Origin of the sequence: Wenyingzhuangia sp. 2_MG-2023 (genome assembly GCF_030548295.1) — a bacterium.
Lineage (GTDB): Bacteria > Bacteroidota > Bacteroidia > Flavobacteriales > Flavobacteriaceae > Wenyingzhuangia.
On the sequence record NZ_JAUOSB010000019.1, the window covers coordinates 1 to 19,693 of the forward strand.

At 32.3% G+C, this 19,693-nt stretch carries 15 protein-coding genes and 2 tRNA genes; 10 read left to right on the plus strand and 7 right to left on the minus strand.

Translation table 11 applies throughout. From position 1 onward, the window contains the following. Positions 1-86: 86 nt before the first annotated feature. Positions 87-989: a DUF72 domain-containing protein gene (locus Q4548_RS14175; RefSeq protein ID WP_303456079.1), complete on the minus strand. Its 903-nt coding sequence runs from the start codon at positions 987-989 to the stop codon at positions 87-89. Positions 990-1,159: 170 nt separating this feature from the next. Here Q4548_RS14175 and Q4548_RS14180 point away from each other — a divergent pair, with 170 nt between their 5' ends. Next, positions 1,160-1,738, plus strand: a complete 579-nt coding sequence (locus Q4548_RS14180; RefSeq protein WP_303456080.1) for a MarC family protein — start codon at positions 1,160-1,162, stop codon at positions 1,736-1,738. A 109-nt stretch (positions 1,739-1,847) separates the two neighbouring features. On the opposite strand, the gene odhB is transcribed toward Q4548_RS14180, so the two are convergent. Together odhB and Q4548_RS14190 are read right to left on the minus strand one after the other, a co-directional pair. Continuing rightward, on the minus strand, positions 1,848-3,071 hold the full coding sequence (gene odhB / locus Q4548_RS14185; RefSeq protein WP_303456081.1) for a 2-oxoglutarate dehydrogenase complex dihydrolipoyllysine-residue succinyltransferase: 1,224 nt from the start codon (positions 3,069-3,071) through the stop codon (positions 1,848-1,850). Between the two features lie 51 nt (positions 3,072-3,122). Then, positions 3,123-5,846, minus strand: a complete 2,724-nt coding sequence (locus Q4548_RS14190) for a 2-oxoglutarate dehydrogenase E1 component (protein WP_303456082.1) — start codon at positions 5,844-5,846, stop codon at positions 3,123-3,125. A 218-nt stretch (positions 5,847-6,064) separates the two neighbouring features. Between Q4548_RS14190 and Q4548_RS14195 the strand changes: the two genes are divergently transcribed. Further along, positions 6,065-6,138: transfer RNA gene (locus Q4548_RS14195), tRNA-Asn, on the plus strand. A gap of 52 nt (positions 6,139-6,190) precedes the next feature. Here the strand turns inward: Q4548_RS14195 and Q4548_RS14200 are convergent. Next, positions 6,191-8,413 carry a c-type cytochrome gene (locus Q4548_RS14200; protein ID WP_303456084.1) on the minus strand — a complete coding sequence of 741 codons (2,223 nt, stop codon included), beginning with the start codon at positions 8,411-8,413 and terminating at the stop codon, positions 6,191-6,193. Between the two features lie 111 nt (positions 8,414-8,524). Continuing rightward, complete coding sequence (locus Q4548_RS14205; RefSeq protein WP_303456086.1) at positions 8,525-9,958, minus strand: bifunctional UDP-sugar hydrolase/5'-nucleotidase; 1,434 nt, start codon at positions 9,956-9,958, stop codon at positions 8,525-8,527. 159 nt (positions 9,959-10,117) lie between these two features. Between Q4548_RS14205 and Q4548_RS14210 the strand changes: the two genes are divergently transcribed. Together Q4548_RS14210 and Q4548_RS14215 are read left to right on the plus strand one after the other, a co-directional pair. After that, positions 10,118-11,344 carry an LVIVD repeat-containing protein gene (locus tag Q4548_RS14210; protein WP_303456087.1) on the plus strand — a complete coding sequence of 409 codons (1,227 nt, stop codon included), beginning with the start codon at positions 10,118-10,120 and terminating at the stop codon, positions 11,342-11,344. Positions 11,345-11,503: 159 nt separating this feature from the next. Further along, positions 11,504-11,577: transfer RNA gene (locus Q4548_RS14215), tRNA-Asn, on the plus strand. 64 nt (positions 11,578-11,641) lie between these two features. Here Q4548_RS14215 and Q4548_RS14220 read toward each other — a convergent pair. Continuing rightward, positions 11,642-12,511 carry an alpha/beta hydrolase gene (locus Q4548_RS14220; RefSeq protein WP_303456089.1) on the minus strand — a complete coding sequence of 290 codons (870 nt, stop codon included), beginning with the start codon at positions 12,509-12,511 and terminating at the stop codon, positions 11,642-11,644. A gap of 324 nt (positions 12,512-12,835) precedes the next feature. Here Q4548_RS14220 and Q4548_RS14225 point away from each other — a divergent pair, with 324 nt between their 5' ends. Next, positions 12,836-13,816 (plus strand): bile acid:sodium symporter, encoded by a 981-nt coding sequence (locus Q4548_RS14225; protein WP_303456090.1) that lies wholly within the window; start codon positions 12,836-12,838, stop codon positions 13,814-13,816. Positions 13,817-13,827: 11 nt separating this feature from the next. Here the strand turns inward: Q4548_RS14225 and Q4548_RS14230 are convergent, their stop codons facing one another. Beyond that, the gene (locus Q4548_RS14230; protein WP_303456091.1) at positions 13,828-14,154 is read right to left on the minus strand and encodes a hypothetical protein; all 327 of its coding nucleotides are present in this window, start codon (positions 14,152-14,154) and stop codon (positions 13,828-13,830) included. Between the two features lie 263 nt (positions 14,155-14,417). Between Q4548_RS14230 and Q4548_RS14235 the strand changes: the two genes are divergently transcribed. The 5 genes from Q4548_RS14235 (at position 14,418) to Q4548_RS14255 (ending at position 19,689) form a co-directional block, all read left to right on the plus strand. Then, complete coding sequence (locus Q4548_RS14235; protein WP_303456094.1) at positions 14,418-15,128, plus strand: hypothetical protein; 711 nt, start codon at positions 14,418-14,420, stop codon at positions 15,126-15,128. Between the two features lie 10 nt (positions 15,129-15,138). Continuing rightward, positions 15,139-15,996 (plus strand): hypothetical protein, encoded by an 858-nt coding sequence (locus Q4548_RS14240; protein WP_303456096.1) that lies wholly within the window; start codon positions 15,139-15,141, stop codon positions 15,994-15,996. A 304-nt stretch (positions 15,997-16,300) separates the two neighbouring features. After that, entirely contained in the window at positions 16,301-17,347 is a 1,047-nt protein-coding gene (locus Q4548_RS14245) for a family 16 glycosylhydrolase (RefSeq protein WP_303456098.1), read from the plus strand. Between the two features lie 116 nt (positions 17,348-17,463). Then, a complete protein-coding gene (gene tgt / locus Q4548_RS14250; protein WP_303456099.1) occupies positions 17,464-18,594 on the plus strand; it encodes a tRNA guanosine(34) transglycosylase Tgt in 1,131 nt (376 codons plus the stop codon). A gap of 3 nt (positions 18,595-18,597) precedes the next feature. After that, positions 18,598-19,689: an LptF/LptG family permease gene (locus Q4548_RS14255; protein WP_303456100.1), complete on the plus strand. Its 1,092-nt coding sequence runs from the start codon at positions 18,598-18,600 to the stop codon at positions 19,687-19,689. Positions 19,690-19,693 lie beyond the last annotated feature (4 nt).

A 19,693-nucleotide genomic window follows, 5' to 3' on the forward strand; every position in this document is an offset into this window, starting at 1 on the left:
GGTTTAGAGTCTTTGAATTGCCTAAAACAAAAAGCGAGTAGTGATAGCACGACCCCGAATCAAAGGGGAAACGCCCATAAATTTTTTTAAAATAAACTTTGTTGTTGGTTTTGAATATCTTGAATGGTTTTAGGTACTTTTAATGAAAGACCTAATCTATCATTCAGTTCTTTTATAAAGTAAGATGATAATAGAACAGATTCGATTTCTATATTTTGATGAATAAAAAACGAAATAGATTTGATACCTTTTTGTGACCAAACTTCTATTCTATCTATCCAATTGCTCAATCTTTGGTAATCAGAAGGATGATTTGCTCCTACAAAACGAATAAATACATGAGGACTTGTAAGACTCATGTGTATTAAATCTCTTCTGCCTGCTGTATCTGTAATGATATTGCTAATGTTATTATCCCTAAATAAATGGTATAATTTATTAGAGTTTGTGACATTGTTAAACCAATTTGTATGACGTAATTCTACAGCAAGTGGAACCTGTTTTGGCCAAGTACTGATAAAGCTTTGCAGAGTTTCAAATTCCGATGGGCTAAAGCTTTCATTCATTTGAAGAAATACAGCACCTAATTTATCTTTTAAAATAGTTACATTATTTAAATATACTTCTGTAAGTGGATACGATTCTGTGTCTAGTTGATGATAATGAGAAATATCTTTGGTTATTTTCGGATAGAATTTAAAATCTTTTGGTGTTTTATCATACCACTTTTGAAATTGATGTTTTGGATATAATTTGTAAAAAGTAGCGTTTAGTTCTATACTGTTAAATTGTGAACTATAATATGAAAGTTCGTCTTTGATTTTTTTTGGATAAAAACCCTTTAAACCTTGTTTGTTCCACTTGGCACAACCTATATAAAATTTAGTTTTTCCAATATAAGATTTATCAAATGCATTTTGTGTCTGTATATGATCTTTAGGTAAAATGAAATCTATATGTTCTGGGTGTGTAACTTTTCCGAATTGCATAAATTAAAAGTACTAAATATTAAGAATTAATAATAAGAAATTAAGTTGTCTTTTTTTGTAGAATATGCTTGTAATGAAGCTATAAGAATCAATATCTTTGACTTGTACAGTGAAATATTATATTTTATGATATATAATCGTACATACACACTTTTAGCATATTTTATTACATGAATTTACATTTTGATTTTAAAGAAATTGTAACAGCAACAATGATTTTATTTGCTGTAATTGATATTATAGGAAGTATTCCAATTATAATAGATTTGAGAAAAAAAGTAGGACACATCCAGTCTGAAAAAGCGACTATTGTTTCTGCAGTTATAATGATTATGTTTTTATTTCTTGGAGACAAAATACTAGATTTGATTGGTATTGATGTAAATTCCTTTGCCGTAGCGGGTGCATTCATCATTTTCTTTTTGGCGATAGAAATGATTTTAGGTGTTACTATTTTTAAAGATGAGATTACAGAATCAACGTCTATAGTACCACTTGCTTTTCCGTTGATAGCAGGTGCAGGAACTATGACTACTTTAATATCTCTTAGGGCAGAATATCAGGTACAAAATATAGTTATAGCAATATTAATCAATAGTATTTTTGTGTTTTTTGTATTAAAAACATCTAAAAAAATAGAGCAAGTACTTGGAGCGGTAGGGTTGAGTGTACTGAGGAAGGTGTTCGGAATAATCCTATTAGCTATTGCAGTAAAGCTATTTGCTACTAATATTAACGAACTGATTTAAAAGTATATTTTGATTAGGGAGTTTTGCAACGAAAAATAAATTTTGAAAAACATAAAAAGAGCATCTTAAATGAATAAGATGCTCTTTTTAAATATTTAAATACTCAGGATTATAATTCTAATGCTTTTTTAGGATTGTTGTTCATTAACAATTCAATAGGGTTTTCAATAGCTTCTTTAATGGCTACCAAGAAACCAACAGATTCACGACCATCTACAATTCTGTGATCGTAAGATAATGCCACGTACATAATTGGTTGAATTACCACTTGACCATTTACAGCCATTGGACGTTCAACAATATTGTGCATTCCTAAAATAGCAGATTGAGGAGGATTGATAATTGGTGTAGACAACATAGAGCCAAACACACCACCGTTAGTGATGGTAAAAGTACCTCCTGTCATTTCATCAACCGTAATTTGTCCGTCACGAGCTCTTAAAGCCAAACGCTTTACTTCTGCTTCAACACCTCTAAAAGATAGGTTTTCTGCATTTCTTATAACAGGAACCATCAATCCTTTAGGACCAGAAACTGCGATAGAAATATCTGCAAACTCATTCTTAATTTGAAAATCTCCATCAATCATAGAGTTTACATCAGGATACAATTCTAAAGCTCTTGTTACCGCTAAAGTAAAGAAAGACATAAATCCTAAACCAACTCCGTGTTTTGCTTTAAATTCCTCTTTGTACTGAGCACGCAAGTCAAAAACAGGTTGCATGTTTACTTCGTTAAACGTAGTTAACATGGCAGTTTCATTTTTAACAGAAACCAAACGCTGTGCTACTTTTCTACGTAACATAGACATTTTTTTCTTTTCAGAAGCACGGCTACCTGTAGTAGTTCCCATAGCAGGAACAGCATTGATTGCATCTTCTTTTGTTACACGACCATCTTTACCAGTACCTTGAATAGTACCTGCATTGATTCCTTTTTCGTCTAATATTTTCTTTGCTGCTGGAGATGCACTTCCAGTAGCGTAGGTTTCATTTGTAGGAGTTGCAGCTGCTACAGGAGCAGGAGTTTCTTCTTTTTTCTCTTCTGTTGGAGCAGCTTCTTTTTTCTCAGGAGCAGCGGTACCATCTGGTCTTGCAGCATCCATATCAATCAAACAAACTACAGCACCTACAGCTACAGCATCACCTTCTTCTGCTTTTAAAGTAATAATTCCACTTTCTTCTGCAGGCAATTCTAAAGTAGCTTTATCAGAATCTACTTCGGCAATTGGTTGGTCTTTTTCTACATAATCACCATCTTCAACTAACCAAGTTGCGATTTCTACTTCTGTGATTGATTCCCCTGGAGAAGGGACTTTCATTTCTAAAACCATTAGATAATATTTTTTATGTTATTTGTTTATTATAGTGTTTTCTTAATTTAATTAGGATTGAAATACATTGTCAATCACAGCTTGATGTCTCTTTTTAAATCTTGCGCTAGATCCTGCAGCAGGAACAGAGTAGAATTTAAGTGAAGCTACAGATAATTGTTTCAATTTGAAGCGTTGTAACATGTATGGCCATGCTCCCATATTTTCTGGTTCCTCTTGTGCCCAAACAAATTCAGCATCGTTAGGATATGAATCTATAATTGCTTTAATTTTTTCATCGTGTAATGGGAATAATTGTTCCATACGAACTAAAGCAACACTTTGGTTTTCTAGTTTTTCTCTTTCTTCTAACAAATCATAATAGAATTTACCAGAACAGAAAACTACTTTTTTAACGTTAGTTTTGTTGATAATTGTGTCATCAATCACTTCTTGAAAAGCTCCATCAGCTAATTCTTCAATTGTGTTTACTGCTTTAGGATGACGTAACAAACTCTTAGGAGTAAATACAATTAACGGTTTACGATGGTTGCGTTTCATGTGACGACGTAACAAGTGATACATGTTTGCTGGTTCTGTACAATTTGCAATGGTCATGTTGTCATAATCACACAGCTGTAAGTATCTTTCAATTCTTGCAGATGAGTGTTCAGAACCTTGTCCTTCATAACCATGAGGTAGTAACATTACAATACCATTTTGTAATTTCCATTTGTCTTCGGCAGCACAGATGTATTGGTCAAACATAATTTGAGCTCCGTTTCCAAAGTCACCAAATTGTGCTTCCCAAATAGTTAAGGTATTAGGATGTGCCATTGCATAACCATAATCAAAACCTAAAACTCCATATTCTGATAACAAAGAGTTGTAAATAGTCATTACACCTTTGTTGTTCTTGTTTGTATTTAATAAGTTGATACGTTCTTCCGAAAGTTCATCTCTTAAAATAGCATGACGGTGGCTAAAAGTACCACGTTCTACATCTTGTCCAGAAATACGAACGTTGAACCCTTCTTCTAACAAAGATCCATATGCTAAAGTTTCTGCAAGACCCCAATCTAATTTGTTATCCTCAAATACCATTTTAGCACGACTTTCTATAATACGTTGTGCTTTACGAACAAATTTAACACCTTCTGGATTTTGAGATACAATTCTTGTAATATCTTCTAATTTGTCTTGAGGATAAGTGGTGTCTATAGGAGATAACATTTCTACCAAACCTTCTCTAACAAAATCTTTCCAAGTATCTTCCATAAATGGAATTACTCTAGAAGTTTCGTCACTTTTTGCTTGTAAAAATTTATCTTCTAATAGGTTTTTATATTCATTTTGTAAACCTTTCGCATATTCTATATCTATATTTTTTTCAGCAATTAACTGGTCGATATAAATATCTCTTGGGTTTTTATGTTTAGAGATGTTTTTGTACAATTGAGGTTGTGTAAATCTTGGTTCATCTCCTTCGTTATGACCATATTTACGGTATCCTAATAAATCAATAAAAACATCACGTTTAAATTTCATTCTAAATTCTAGAGCCAATTCAATAGCATGACAAACAGCCTCTACATCATCAGCATTTACGTGTAATACAGGTGATAATGTTACTTTGGCAACATCTGTACAGTAAGTACTAGAACGGGCATCTAAATAATTGGTTGTAAACCCTACTTGGTTGTTAATTACTAGGTGTAAAGTACCTCCAGTTTTGTATCCGTTTAATTTACTCATTTGGATGACTTCGTACACAACACCTTGTCCTGCTACGGCAGCATCACCATGAATAATGATAGGTAAAATAGCTTCTTCATTTCCACTATAAATCGTATCAATCTTTGCTCTAGCAACTCCTTGAGCTACAGGCCCAACAGTTTCTAGGTGAGATGGGTTGGGCAATAAATTCATTTTCATTACAGAACCATCTTGATAGGTTTTACTACGAGTTAACCCCATATGGTATTTAACATCCCCATCAATGTTTTCTTCATCAAAATCTTTTCCTTCAAACTCAGAAAACAAATCACGAACAGGTTTTTTAAAGATATTCGTTAAAGTGTTCAAACGACCACGGTGAGCCATTCCTAATACACATTCTTTTACATTGTATCTTTCTGCAGCTGTTTTTAAAGCTGTAGCCAAAGCAGGAATAATGGTTTCTCCACCTTCAACAGAAAAACGTTTTTGACCTACATATTTAGTTTGTAAAAAACTTTCAAAACCAACGGCTTGAGTTAATTTTTTAAGGATGTATTTTTTTTGATCTAGATTAAAATCTGCTTGGTTTGCATTTTTATTCAATCTGTTTTGCCACCATTTAATTTCTTCTGGTTGTCGAATGTACATGTATTCAATACCAATAGAATCGCAATAAATTTCTTTCAATCTATCAACGATTTTTTCTAAAGTAGCTGCACCAATTTCTAAAACCTCACCAGCATTAAAAACGGTTTTTAAATCATCTTTAGACAATCCAAAAGCTTCAATATCTAAAGTAGGTTCGTAATGTCTACGTTCTCTAACAGGATTTGTTTTGGTAAATAAGTGACCTCTAGTTCTGTAGCCATTAATCAATTCAAGAACTAAAAATTCTTTTTTAACTTCTTGTGGTATCTCAATGTTGTTTTCACCTTCATACGATTCGTTTGCTAAATCGTATCCTTGGAAAAAACTTTTCCAACTAGGCTCAACACTATCAGGATTTTTTTCATATTGCTCGTATAAGTCAGCAATAAATCCTGTGTGAGCGGCATTAAGGAAAGAAAATTTATCCATTTTATATGTTGTCTTTTTATAATATTATTTTTCTTAGTATAAACTCCAAAATTAATTTATTTATTGCTCTTTGGTCTGTTTTAGGACTTATATTCTTAAAAATCATATAATTTATAACAGATTGATTTTTTTTGTTTTTTTTGAAAAAAATTATGTCTCATTTAAAAAAAGCATTATATTTGCAACCGCAAAACGAAATTTGCGAGCTATATGCAACTTCCTCCTTAGCTCAGTTGGTTAGAGCATCTGACTGTTAATCAGAGGGTCCTAGGTTCGAGTCCTAGAGGGGGAGCAAATAAAAGACTTTACTTAAATGTAAAGTCTTTTTTGTTTCGTCTATTTTCTTATTTTACTTTTAACAACTCTTCTTCAGAAAAAACACCGTTTTTAGGTTTTAAAGCTCTTAATTCTTTAATTTTTATTGTATTAATAGGTTTTATTTTGTCAGCAAAAGTATGTTGAAGATAGTAAATTATATTTTGAATATCCTGGTCTGAATATTCAGGATTATTAACTAAACCTGGCATAGTTGCATTTAATTCATACAATTTTCCGTTTACGTGTAATGGTCCGGAAAGACCATGTAAAACAATTAAAGCAAGTTTTTCTGAAGATTCTGAAATGTATTCAGACTTGATAAATGGAGGTGCTAAACTAGCTATTCCTTGTCCTTGATCTCCATGGCAAGTAGCACAAATGGTACTGAATATTTTCTCTCCTGCATTAATGGATTTTTGTTTGTTTTGCTGTAAAATTCTGTTCTTTTTAAGTTGATTTGCTTTTTTGTTTTCTAAAGCCTCATCAATATAAGAAAGGAGTAGAGGTTTTTGTTTGTTGGTGTAGCTTAAAAACTCTTCTTCATGCTGATTAAGACTACTCATTATACCTTCTTGTATTAATGGATTGGTATCATAACGACTGGAGACTTTTAAAAGTAAAGGATAAAATTTATTAGGTGCTAAATTTATCCATCTTCCTAAAGAACAAGCGATATACAAATCTAGTTCTAGATGATTTTTTTCAATCAAATTTTGAAAGCATTCTTCTGCTTTGATTAGGTAATTTTTATGAACGACTTCTTCTAACAAAACAATTACATGAGAAAGAGTTTTTGTGCTAATATTATGCTGTTGGGTTAATTGATTTAAAAAATCAAAAGAAAGTGCACCTAAACCATTTAATGTATGGAGTGCATGAATTTGTGAGATTGGATTTTTACTGTTTAAAATAAATTGTTTCAAAGAACTAACAATTCTGTAATCTTTTCTGTTAACTAACAACTGTTGAGATTTATCTCTATACCATCCGTTTGGATGTTCCAAATATTCAATCAAATCTGTAGATGTGCATTCATTTAAATTGATGATTTTTTGTGGTTTAGAATCAGAATGTTGTACTTTAAGAATACGACCCATTCCAATAATAGTATCTAATTTTTTATTTTGGTATTGTTTTTTTAAATAAGGAGTTAAGTAGGCTTTGTCTTGAAGAATACCACGGTGCATATCAACAATATATATGTTTCCATCAGGTCCATTTATTAAACTAACAGGTCTAAATCCTTCATCGGTAGAGGCTAAAAATTCTTTATTTGGGATGGCATGAATTGCTTCTATAGTGTTTTTTGAAAAATGTAAAATATTTCTTTTTATAAGGTTTGCTTCTGGGGCACAAATAAAGGCATTTAGACTATGCTCTTTTGGAAATTTATCTCCTCTATAAATTAAGGGGCCACAAGTAGCTGTTACATCTACCAATATACTATCCTTGTCTAAACGACCTTTAATGTATCCTCTGTTAATAGAGGTAGCGTGTAACGGGTAAACTCTTTGACTTTTATTTAAGTTTTTTCCAAGTGCTATTTTAGGTCTGTAATAATTGTTTTTGGTAAATGTGTTTGGAAGTACCAAATCTCCTTTTAAAATTACAGAATTGTTGTTGTGGTACAATCTTCCAAAATTGTCTTTGCTAATTCCCCATTGTCCTCTAAAAAAAGTTTCTTCTTTGTACCATTTTCCATACCTTCTTTGGTAACGGAATTTAGACTTTGCATTGTAAATCCAGTTATCAATGTGCATCATTAAACCATTAGGTTGATGTTCTACATTTCCTCCGGTAACATATTTGTTGTCTACCAATACTTTGTTTTTAGGTTTGTCATTTTCAATTTCTACAAACCATAAATTTGGTGGTTCAGCATACAAAAGTCCTCCGTATACATGTGAAATTGCTCTGGGCAACACTAAACTGTCTAAAAATATTTTGGTATGATCAGTAACACCATCTTTGTCCCAATCTTCAAGAATTACAATTCGTCCATTGGGTATGTTTTCTCCTGTTCCCTCAAGGTTTTGCATGTAACCTCTCATTTCTACCACCCACATTCTTCCTTTTTCGTCAAAGTCCATAGTAACAGGAGCTTCAATAAAAGGCTCAGAAGCAACTGCTTTTACATCAAAGCCTTGTTCAATTTGATAAGTATCTAGATTGACTATTGGTTCTTTATAAGAATTTTTGCTACAACTGATGATGATTGTTAAAAGTAAGAGAGTTGCGTATTTGTACATTATTTTTATGAATATATAGGTGTAACAAATATATAGAAAATAGAAGAAGCTTACTTTAAATGATAGTTAGTTAAATATGTGTTGATAAAAATAAACCATTAGGATTTTATTTTAGTTGTATTTAAAATATTGATAACAATTTTCAAAATCAATTACATTGTTAATTTCCGTAAGGTAGGTAATTAATGTACTGGCATCATTTTCTGGTAATATGGTTTTTTCAGCAGGTAATATTTCTTCGTATAGCGCTGCAATGTAATCTTGAGTTCCCATTTTGATGATTTCATCATCAGCAAGAGTGTTGTTATTTCTTTTGATAACGATGTTGTTTCCATTTTGTAATATTTCAAGTCCACTGTAGTAAAATGCATCTTGAGAATTCTTTAAAAACTGTTTTACTTGTCCAACAGTCAAATAGTAAACAACCATTTGATTGTTAAACGGAGTAACAGAATAAATTTCTTTGGCTGTTACTTCTCCTTTTTCAATACCCGCTCTAACTCCTCCAGGATTTTGGAAAGATAAATCTAAATCTAGTTTTTCTACAAATGCATGTGTTATAAAACATCCTGTAGCAGATGTATTGTGGTTTACTGTAGCTATAGCTATTACTTTTGTCAAATCACTATTGTTGTTGTAAGCATTGATGTTCTTTTTGACTGTTTCGTCTTCAGGCAAATCTTGATTCAAATTGATCAACTCAAAGTTTTTGGAAATGATTTTTTTGTTTTTAATTTCTATTACAATTTTCCCTAGTTTATTTAAGTTTGATCCTGATTGATATACCGGAATTTGGTTGATTGTTTCATTGATTTCTTGATGTGAATGTCCACCAATAACCATATCAAAAAAACTATGATTTCTTGCCAATTCATAATCGGTACCGGTACCCAAGTGTGTAAGAGCAATATACAAGTCGGCATTTTCATCTTTTTTAACGGTACTGTAGTTAGAAACAATGTTTTCGTGATTTTGGAACGTAAAATTTTCAATTCGCCAAGGGTGTGTAGAAGGAATAACAGCTCCTTTTTTACCATTGGTTTCTAACAAGCCTAAAAAACTAACACTTACATTTCCAACCGTAATGGTTTCGTATGCTTTGGGTTGTGTAATTTTTGTGTTTTCAGTAGAAACATTGGCACAAACCCATTTAAAATTAGCTTGTTCAATACGTTGTTTTAGAATTTCTTCGCCATAATCAAACTCATGATTTCCTAAAACTGAAATATCAAAACCAACTTGATTCATCATGTCAATCATTGGGTATCCTTTCTGATCGTGAAAATCTACAACAGGATTTCCTGAAAAGATATCTCCACTACAGGCTACAATTACATTTGTTTTTAGTTTCTCTTCATCTACAATGTGTTTTATTTTTGCAAAATTATCTATCTGTCCATGTTGATCATTTATAAAAAAGATAGTTAAATTTTTAATTGCCTCTCCATTTTCTGATGGATCAACAATTTTATGAGAACATCCTACAAGAAAATAAAGAAATAAGAAACTTGTATAAAGTAATTTGACAAAGTTTTTACGTGTCATTGTTTTTTTTAAAAGATAAGAATATTTAAAGAGTTTAGGTTTAATATTGAGTTATGATAAGTTCATTTTTTTGATCTAAAAAAACTAATTAGTTAAACATAAGCAACCTATTGTGTTGTTTTTCATCTATAAAATACTAACTAACCTAAAAAATACGATATGAAAAATTATATTATTAGTTTTTGCATGTTATCACTGTTGTTGTTTTCTTGTAATAACGATGATGATGCCGCTAAAACCACTATTAATGTTGCGGTTCCTATTACCATGGAGTTGTCAGAATTTAGAAATTCAGTCAAAGTTTCTCCAGCTGAGCCAACAGTTGAAACTGGAAAAATATATGTTTACAATGATTATATTTTTGTAGCTGAAAAAAACAAAGGGATTCATGTTATAGACAATTCAGAGCCCTCAAATCCTCATACAATTTCGTTTATTCATGTTTTAGGAAACGAAGATATTTCCATCAAGGGGGATTATCTTTATGCAGATAGCGCTATAGATTTGGTTGTTTTTAATATATCAGACATCAACAATATTCAAATAGAAAATAGGTTGACAGATGTGTTTTCTAGATACGATTATCATTGGCCAGTAGATGTGCAAAGAGTTCGTTATGATAATTTTGATTACGCTACAGAAATTGTTATTGGTTGGAATGTAGTTAAAGAGACGATAGATAAAGATGAAGTTGTATTTATTTTTAATGAAACGAAGACATTGGTATCTTCAAGTTCTACGGGAGTAGGAGGGGCTCTGGCTAGATTTCAAATTTATAAAGAGTATTTATTTACCGTAGGGTCTTATGAAATGGCAATTTTTGATATTTCTAATTTGTCTAATCCAATGATTAAAAACAAAAAACATGTGGGATGGAATATAGAAACTATGTTTGAAGCGGATGATTATTTGTATTTAGGGAGTACAAATGGAATGTATATTTATAGTTTAGAAAATATTGTTGATCCAGAATATATATCGGAATTTACACATTGGGAGGGTTGTGACCCTGTGGTTGTAGATGGTGATTATGCTTATTTAACGCTTAGAGGAGGAAATGCTTGTGGACAATTAGAGAGTGTGCTAGAGGTGATAGATGTTAAAGACAAAACAAATCCAACCATGGTAGGAAGGTATAATTTAGAAAATCCTTATGGGTTAGGTTTTAGAGCGAATACACTTTATGTATGTGACGGAACTGCGGGGTTAAAGTTGTACGACAAATCAAATCCAGAGACATTGTTGTTTCAAAAAACATTTAAAGGCATTCAGGCTACGGATGTGATTCCTTTAGAAAACTCATTAATTATGATTGGAGGCAATATTATTTATCAATACGAATACTTAGATGGAGATTTGAACTTAATTAGTGCTTTTAATTTGTGATTTTTTTTAGAGTCTAAGTAGTTGATTGTACAGAGGTTAAATAAATCACATTTTGTGAAGCATATTTTTTCTATTAAAAAAGTGAAACTCTTGTTGCACAAACTAAAAATATCTCTATATTTGCACTCGCAAAACATAGTTTTGTAGCTATAGGCAACTTCCTCCTTAGCTCAGTTGGTTAGAGCATCTGACTGTTAATCAGAGGGTCCTAGGTTCGAGTCCTAGAGGGGGAGCAAAAAGCGTTATTCATTTGAATAACGCTTTTTTTTGCTTAGAATTCAAAAAATCTAAACTTTATTATTTTTTAATGCTAGGACATCCTTTAATATATCCTAACTTTTCTAAGAAAACATCTGTATCGTACATGGTAGCGTTAAAAAATGTATCCCCTTTTTTAGGGCTAAAAAAACTTCCATTAAAAAATCCGTGACCTACGTTTTCAAAAGGAACTAATTCACATTCATTTCCTGCGGATTTCATCAACGTATTAAAACGCACTGCATTTTCAAAGGGTACTGTGGTATCTTTTTTTCCATGGAAAAGTAACATTGGAGGCATGTTTTTTTTCACTTGATGACAAGGAGATATTTCGGTTTCTCTTCCTACTACTTTTTTAGAACCATAACCTTTATCTGTTGTATCAAAAACAGGATTGTAACCTACAACTGCATTAGGTAAAGAACTGATGGTTGAATTTTCATTAGAATTTTCGTGTCCATCAATTAAAGCAGTACAAAGTGCAACATGTCCACCAGCAGACCCTCCTGCAGATACAATTTTATTTGGGTTTATGTTTAATTCTTCGGCATGTTCGCGTACCCATCTTATTGCTGATTTTCCATCTTCAACACAATCAAAAGGAGTTGTGCCATGAGTGCTTTTAATTCTGTATTCTGCGGATATTGCTAACATTCCTCTAGAGGCCAAATATTTGCTTTGTTGATAAAACTGTTTAGGATTTCCTCCAGTCCAACCTCCTCCAAAAAAGAAAACAATAGCGGCTGTAGGCTTCTTGGTTGTTTTGGGTTCAAAAACATGTAGGTATAAGCTGTCTCCGTCAATTTCCTTATAAAGTAGTTTCTTACTGGGTGTAATACTTTGAGCAGTAGTTTTTGTAATAGCAACTAATGAGATGGTAAGGATGATAATGGTTTTGTAAATATTCATAATTTAACAATATAGGTATTTGTATTATTTTTTCAGGATTTAAAATTACAGCAATTTTGTTATTAGTTAGATAGTTATTGGCAACTCTTTGCAAATCTACAGAGGTCAGCACTTTTATTTTTTGAATTTTGTGTAAAATATCATAGTAGACTTCTAGTCTAGATTGCAATCAGTCATTAGTCTTTTGAAATGCTTTTACTTATGAGCGTATTGAGGAATTCATATAGGATACTCGGGAATTGATAAAATTAATTTTTGAGTTAAAAAAAATAATAACGTATTTGATAAACGAGTAATTTAGCCAAATAAAAAAGAGATATAAATATGAGTAAGGCTCTTATATGGAGTAGGATTAAAGCTATAAAAATAGATAAGTTTATTCTGTCTTTATTTATGGCGATAATCATTGCTTTTTTAGTTCCAAAAGGAGCTGGTGTTTTACACTTGAAACAAGTAACCGAAATTGGAATTGGAATGATTTTCTTTTTCTACGGATTAAAATTATCGTTTACAGAAGTAGCTCAAGGATTAAAAAATTACAAACTACATGCAATTATTCAATTGAGTACTTTTTTATTGTTCCCGTTGGTTTTACTGCTTTTTAAGCCAGTTTTGGTAGGTTTGGTTGGTGATTCTTTTTGGATAGGATTGTTCTTCTTAGCAGCTTTACCTTCAACAGTTTCTTCATCCGTAGTTATGGTTTCTTTAGCAAAAGGGAATGTACCGTCAGCTATTTTTAATGCCAGTATTTCTGGTTTGATAGGAGCTTTTGTAACTCCTCTTTGGATTGGTATGTTTGTAAGTCAGAGCAGTGGGATGTCTTTGGGGAATGTGTTTTTTAAATTAATGATTCAGATTTTATTACCGTTAACTTTGGGGTTGTTGCTCAATCATAAATTTGGATCTATTGTAAAGAAGCACGGTAGTAAAGTTGCTGTTTTTGATAAAACCATTATTGTATTAATTATTTATTTAAGCTTTTGTACTTCCATTATGGGTAACATGTTTGTCAATGTTAGTTGGTTGCATCTTGTATTTCTTTTTGTTATTGTGTTTTGTTTGTTTTGGATGATTATTGGAGTTATTTATTTCATCTCCTTAAAGTTAAAATTGTCTATAGCAGATAGAATTACAGCCACTTTTTGTGGAACTAAAAAATCATTAGTACACGGTTCTGCTATGGTGAATATTATTTTTGGAAACAGTATTAGCGCTAGTTTGTATTTGCTACCTGTTATGATGTATCACATTACACAAATAGTCATTTTGGCTGTTGTAGCTAATAAAATAGGGAAAAGGAAATAACAGTTTCAGATTTAATTTCTAGAATAATACTCTAAAATTTTCTGCAATGTGCTTTTAATTTCTTTCAACGATTTTGATTGAAAAACCTTTAGTGGAATTTCCCAATTCTCATTCTGAATCATGTAGAGTTTAAATTCTCCTTTGTTGTTTGCAATGTTACCGTACCAACCCAAATCTATAACAATGTTTTCTTCGGGAAAGGTACATTGAAACAAGTCTTCACTTAAGTATTGCAAACTTGTGGTTTTGCTAAATGAAAGAAGCGGATCGTAATCGTAAAAATTATGGTTGATGATGTTGCAATCAAAAGGGAATTCTATTTTTTGAATGGTTGGCATAGTTGTTAGGGAGGAGCGTAATGATAAATCGCAGAGTTTCCAAGGTAAAGAAACAAAATAAAAAGACTGAATAGCGATGGTATTACAAGTTTTTATGTAATTATTTTTTACCAAAACCAATCACTCTACTAAAGGAAATAAGATTGATGAAGATTTTTTAGAGGCATATTTTCAATAGGTTAGGTGATCTTTTTTTGAGAGTAGTTGTAATTCGTGCAAACTGTGTTCGACAGATTGTAGAACTAACTAAACATTCCTTTTTCATGAAACCATTCAATTATTTATTGTTGATTGTTCTTGCAATCAATTTAATTTCTTGTGTTCAAGAAGATATTGTGAACGATACTGTTCCCGAAGAATTAAGAATCACAACTTCCATCAATCAATTGCAAGTGGGAGATGTCATCCAGCTAGAAGCTGTTTATTTTAACAATGTAGGTCAGACAGAAACCAAAAATGTAGTTTGGGAAACGTCTAATGAAAATGTAATATCCATTTCAGATATGAACATTGAGGCAGAAACAGAAGGTTTGGCTACGGTTACAGCAAAAGTAAATGGAGAAACCATGTTGTTGATGGATAGCAAAACATTACAAGTAGTAAAAGTTGGAATGTTGCCAATTCCATCTGAATCAGAAGTTATTAAAGTAGGAACATTAAAATCCACATCGTCTTACGTGTGTGAAGGTGATTTTGAAATAGCAGAAACTACAACTGGAATAGCAATTACGGTAGCAAGTAATTATAGAGCAGATACTACGTTACCAGGTTTTGTAATGTATTTGACCAACAATCCAAATTCTATAGCAAATGGTTTGGTTGTAGATGCTTTTGATGATGCTGATGGAGCACATTATAACGGAGCATTTACATTTGATGTGGCTGGAGTAGGAATCAATGATTATAGTTATTTGGTGCATTGGTGTCGACCTTTTGGAATCAAAGCTGGAGACGCAACTATCAATGACAAATAGACAAGAAAAGATGAACATAAAAACAATTAGTGCCTTTGTAATTACGCTGTTAATAACACAGTTAAGTTTTTCACAATGGACCAAAGGAAAGGGAAAAGGATATTACAAATTATCAGCTTGGTCTTTAGAAGCAGATCAACATTATACCAGTTCTGGAGCGGTAGATCCCAACGCTACAAGAGGAAATTTTACGATGAGTTTGTATGGAGAATATGGAGTTACAGATAAAATAGATGTAGTAGCTTATATTCCTTTTTTGACAAGAATTTATCAAAACACACAAGTTTCAGGCACCACAGGAAACACGTTGCAAGAAGGAGAAAGTATCAATGCCTTTGGAGATGTAGATTTTGGGGTTCGATACGGTTTGATAAAAAACAGTTTTTTAGCACTTTCTACAACCTTAAAACTGGGGTTGCCAACAGGAAAAAATAAAGGAGGTAGTGATGGTAGTTTTCAAACAGGAGATGGGGAATTCAACCAATTGTTGCAATTAGATGCAGGGTTGCCGTACCATTTGTTTACCAAAACTGCTTACGCAAAAACATATATAGGTTTTAACAACAGAACAGAGGGGTTTTCAGATGAATTTCATTACGGAGTAGAAACAGGTGTAAAGTTTTGGGATAAATTTTGGATGGTAGGACGTTTGAATGCTGTAAAATCTTTTAGAAATGGAAGTTTGTCAGCACAGAACGCACAGGGAAGTATTTTTGCTAATAATATAGAGTATGTGAGTGTTGGTGGTGATTTGGCTTATTATATTACCAAAAAATTAGGGATTTCTTTTACGTATGCTTCAGCTATTTCTGGTCGAATTATTTACGCAAAACCTTCATATAGCGGAGGTGTGTTTTTAGAGTTGTAACATAAGAAAATTTTTGTAATCTACATGACTACAAGGTATATTGATAAAATGTTTAGGAACATTAAAAGGTGTACTTATAAATTTTATAGATCATCCTTTGTATAAGTAATTTTTCACCTTTTTTATATTTTACTACTAAAAACCTAGATAGAATTGTAACTATTGTTGTTTCACTAATTGTGGTACAAATTTTATTTAGAACTGTATTTATTTAGACATTTGTTTTAGTAATTAATTAAAACAATACCTTCCTTAAACTACTCTGATAGTAATTTAGCTAAGAACTAATTAAAAAATACAATCAATGAATAGAGTAGTGTATTTGTTTGGAATAGTAAGTGTGTTAGCTTTTGGAAGATGTAGCGATTCATCTAACGAAACATATGTACCACCAGGAAAAAGTGAACAATCCGAAGATGGAAACAATGAAGAATCACAAACTGAAGAAACTAATGATGGAATCTCTCCAACGTTTAACCAAAATCAAGATCCTAAAACAGAAAATAAAAACTGGGTAAAAGTAGAAGAATTGTCTGATGAGTTTGATGGAGTACTACTAGATACAGACAAATGGTCACCTAACCCAGAATATTTATGGGGTAGTCAAGATAGAGGTTGGTATGGTTCTAATAGGTCTTTATTTGAACCAGAAAATGCTACTGTAGGTAGTGGAGCTTTAAATCTAGAAGGAGAAAAATTTAGTAGTCCTAAATATTCACCTCAAGACGATACAGAGACTCCTTCTAGTAGAAGATATGGAGGTGCTTATGTGTATGGAAAAACATTGGCAGAACCAGGTTATTATATGGAGGCAAAAATGAGAGCAAGTAAAACGGCTATGTCTGCTGCTTTTTGGTTGATGTCGGAGCCTAAACCTTGTAAAGAAACTCCCAACGATGGAGAACGTTCTGAGTTAGATATACAAGAATGTGTAGGAGTTTTAACGGGAGAATTGGGAGATGAATGGACTAAAGATGATTGGGCAGTAAGTTCTAATTGGGATCGTATTTTTCATTTCAATACGCATAGACATACTACATGGGAGTGCTATACGGGAGAGCAACAAACGGTTGGAGGAAAAATAAATTTTGATAAAAAAAACTCAGAGGAGTTTCATGTTTATGGAGCTTATTGGTATGCTGATGGTATGAGAGTTGATTTCTTTATAGATGGAGACTTTGTGAAATCTGTAACCCCAGCGGTACAATTTACAGCTCCTTTGCGATTAATTATGTCTAGTAACTTTTATGATTGGATAGAAGAAACCACAGCAGACGAAATGGGTTTCAATCGACCTGTAGAAGATCGTTATACTAAATTCGAATGGGTAAGAACATGGAAGTTGGAGTAAGAACTTAGCAATAAGTCATAATTATAGCTATAAGCCTTTTGTCTTAATGTAAAGATAAAAGGCTTTTTTCTTTTAGATTAAACCGTTGTTCATTCCAAAGTGTTATTTTTGTCGCTATGAAATTTAAGATTGAAGCATTAGATCCGCAAAGTAAAGCGAGAGCTGGAGAGATAACTACAGATCATGGAGTGATAGAAACTCCAATATTTATGCCTGTAGGTACGATGGGAACTGTAAAAGGAGTACATCAAAGAGAATTAAAAGAGGATATAAATCCAGATATTATATTAGGAAATACCTATCATTTGTATTTACGTCCTAAAACAGATGTGTTGGAAGCTGCTGGAGGCTTGCATAAATTCATGAATTGGGATCGTCCTATTTTAACAGATTCAGGAGGGTATCAAGTATATTCTTTATCTGGACGTAGAAAAATTAAGGAAGAAGGAGTTAAATTTAAGAGTCATATAGACGGTTCTTATCATTTCTTTTCACCAGAAAACGTGATGGAAATTCAACGAAAAATTGGAGCAGACATTATCATGGCTTTTGATGAATGTACTCCATATCCTTGTGATTACAATTACGCAAAACGATCTATGCACATGACACATAGATGGTTGAATAGATGTATCAATCACCTAGAAAAAACACCTTATCGTTACGATTATGCTCAAACGTTCTTTCCTATTGTACAAGGTAGTACGTATACGGATTTAAGAAAACAATCAGCAGAATACATTGCCAATGCAGGTGCAGAAGGAAACGCTATTGGAGGGCTATCAGTAGGAGAACCCGCTGAGGAAATGTATGCAATGACAGATGTGGTGTGTAGTATTTTACCAGAAGACAAACCTAGGTATTTAATGGGAGTAGGAACACCTATTAATATTCTAGAAAACATTGCTTTGGGGGTGGATATGTTTGACTGTGTGATGCCAACTCGTAATGCACGTAACGGAATGTTGTTTACTTCCGAAGGGCACATCAATATCAAGAATAAAAAATGGGAAGCTGATTTTTCTCCAGTAGATCCTGCGGGAATTACTTGGGTGGATACAGAATATTCCAAAGCATATTTACGTCATTTATTTATCTCTAATGAATTTTTAGGCAAGCAAATTGCTACCATACACAATCTAGGGTTTTATTTGTGGTTGGTCAGAGAGGCTAGAAAACACATTATCGCCGGAGACTTTAGAGAATGGAAAGACAAAATGGTGAAACAAATGGATAATAGATTGTAGGTTTTGAAAATTTTAGACAGATACATATTACTACGTTATTTAAAATCGGTGTTTTTTACACTGTTTATATTAATACCCATTGCGGTGGTAATAGATGTGTCAGAAAAGGTAGACAAGTTTTTAAGACACGATGATTTAGGTGTGCTAGAAATTGTAAAAGATTACTACGTTAATTTTGTTATTTATTACGGAAATACTTTTTTACCCTTAGCTACTTTTATAGCCTGTATCATGTTTACGTCTAAATTAGCAAGCAATACAGAAATTATAGCAATTAGTAGTGCCAATATTTCGTTTACTAGGTTTTTAAGACCTTTTTTTATAGGGGCTACAATTTTAGCAGTTATAGCACTGTTTATGAATCATTTTGTGGTGCCTAAAGGAAACAATACCAAATATAATTTTGAACAGAAATATTTAAAAAGACAGTCAGATGATGTCAATTATGTAAGGAACTTTAACTTACAGTTGAACGATAGTGCTAAAATCTACATCAAAAGTTTTAGTCTGCAAAATAATAAAGGATATAACTTTTCGTATGCTGAATTTCATGAAACTAAATTGAGATACAGATTGGTTGCAGACAATGTAAAGTGGGATGAAATCAACAAAGTATTTATATTAGGTAAATACAAAGAACGATTTGTGTTAAACGATAGAGATTCTATAACCAACGGAAAAGAGAAGAAAATGGCATTGGATTTTACTCCTGATGATTTGATTACTTCTGGACACAAATCAATGGAAATGACTTCGGACAAACTCTATGAATTTATTAAAAAAGCAGAAAAAAGAGGAGTGAAAAATTTAAACACATATTATGTTGAATTGTACCAGAGAACCAGTCTGCCTATTTCATCATACATTTTAACATTGATAGCTGTTTCTTTGGCTGCTCGTAAAAAAAGAGGAGGAGTTGGAGTAAATCTAGCTGTGGGAATTGCACTGATGTTTATTTATGTGTTTTTTATGAAAGTTGCAAAAGTATTAGGTTCTGCTCCCAATTCAAATGCTATTTTTATGGCTTGGTTGCCAAATATTATTTTTGCAGCAATAGCCATTTACTTTTATTTGAAAGAAAAAAATCAAGGATAAAACT

Coding starts and splice junctions, on each gene's coding strand:
- odhB (WP_303456081.1), bottom strand. CDS start 3,071: ATGGTTTTAGAAATGAAAGTCCCTTCTCCAGGGGAATCAATCACAGAA.
- Q4548_RS14225 (WP_303456090.1), top strand. CDS start 12,836: ATGAGTAAGGCTCTTATATGGAGTAGGATTAAAGCTATAAAAATAGAT.
- Q4548_RS14235 (WP_303456094.1), top strand. CDS start 14,418: ATGAAACCATTCAATTATTTATTGTTGATTGTTCTTGCAATCAATTTA.
- Q4548_RS14220 (WP_303456089.1), bottom strand. CDS start 12,511: ATGAATATTTACAAAACCATTATCATCCTTACCATCTCATTAGTTGCT.
- Q4548_RS14175 (WP_303456079.1), bottom strand. CDS start 989: ATGCAATTCGGAAAAGTTACACACCCAGAACATATAGATTTCATTTTA.
- Q4548_RS14205 (WP_303456086.1), bottom strand. CDS start 9,958: ATGACACGTAAAAACTTTGTCAAATTACTTTATACAAGTTTCTTATTT.
- Q4548_RS14240 (WP_303456096.1), top strand. CDS start 15,139: ATGAACATAAAAACAATTAGTGCCTTTGTAATTACGCTGTTAATAACA.
- Q4548_RS14190 (WP_303456082.1), bottom strand. CDS start 5,846: ATGGATAAATTTTCTTTCCTTAATGCCGCTCACACAGGATTTATTGCT.
- Q4548_RS14245 (WP_303456098.1), top strand. CDS start 16,301: ATGAATAGAGTAGTGTATTTGTTTGGAATAGTAAGTGTGTTAGCTTTT.
- Q4548_RS14200 (WP_303456084.1), bottom strand. CDS start 8,413: ATGTACAAATACGCAACTCTCTTACTTTTAACAATCATCATCAGTTGT.
- Q4548_RS14230 (WP_303456091.1), bottom strand. CDS start 14,154: ATGCCAACCATTCAAAAAATAGAATTCCCTTTTGATTGCAACATCATC.
- Q4548_RS14180 (WP_303456080.1), top strand. CDS start 1,160: ATGAATTTACATTTTGATTTTAAAGAAATTGTAACAGCAACAATGATT.
- tgt (WP_303456099.1), top strand. CDS start 17,464: ATGAAATTTAAGATTGAAGCATTAGATCCGCAAAGTAAAGCGAGAGCT.
- Q4548_RS14210 (WP_303456087.1), top strand. CDS start 10,118: ATGAAAAATTATATTATTAGTTTTTGCATGTTATCACTGTTGTTGTTT.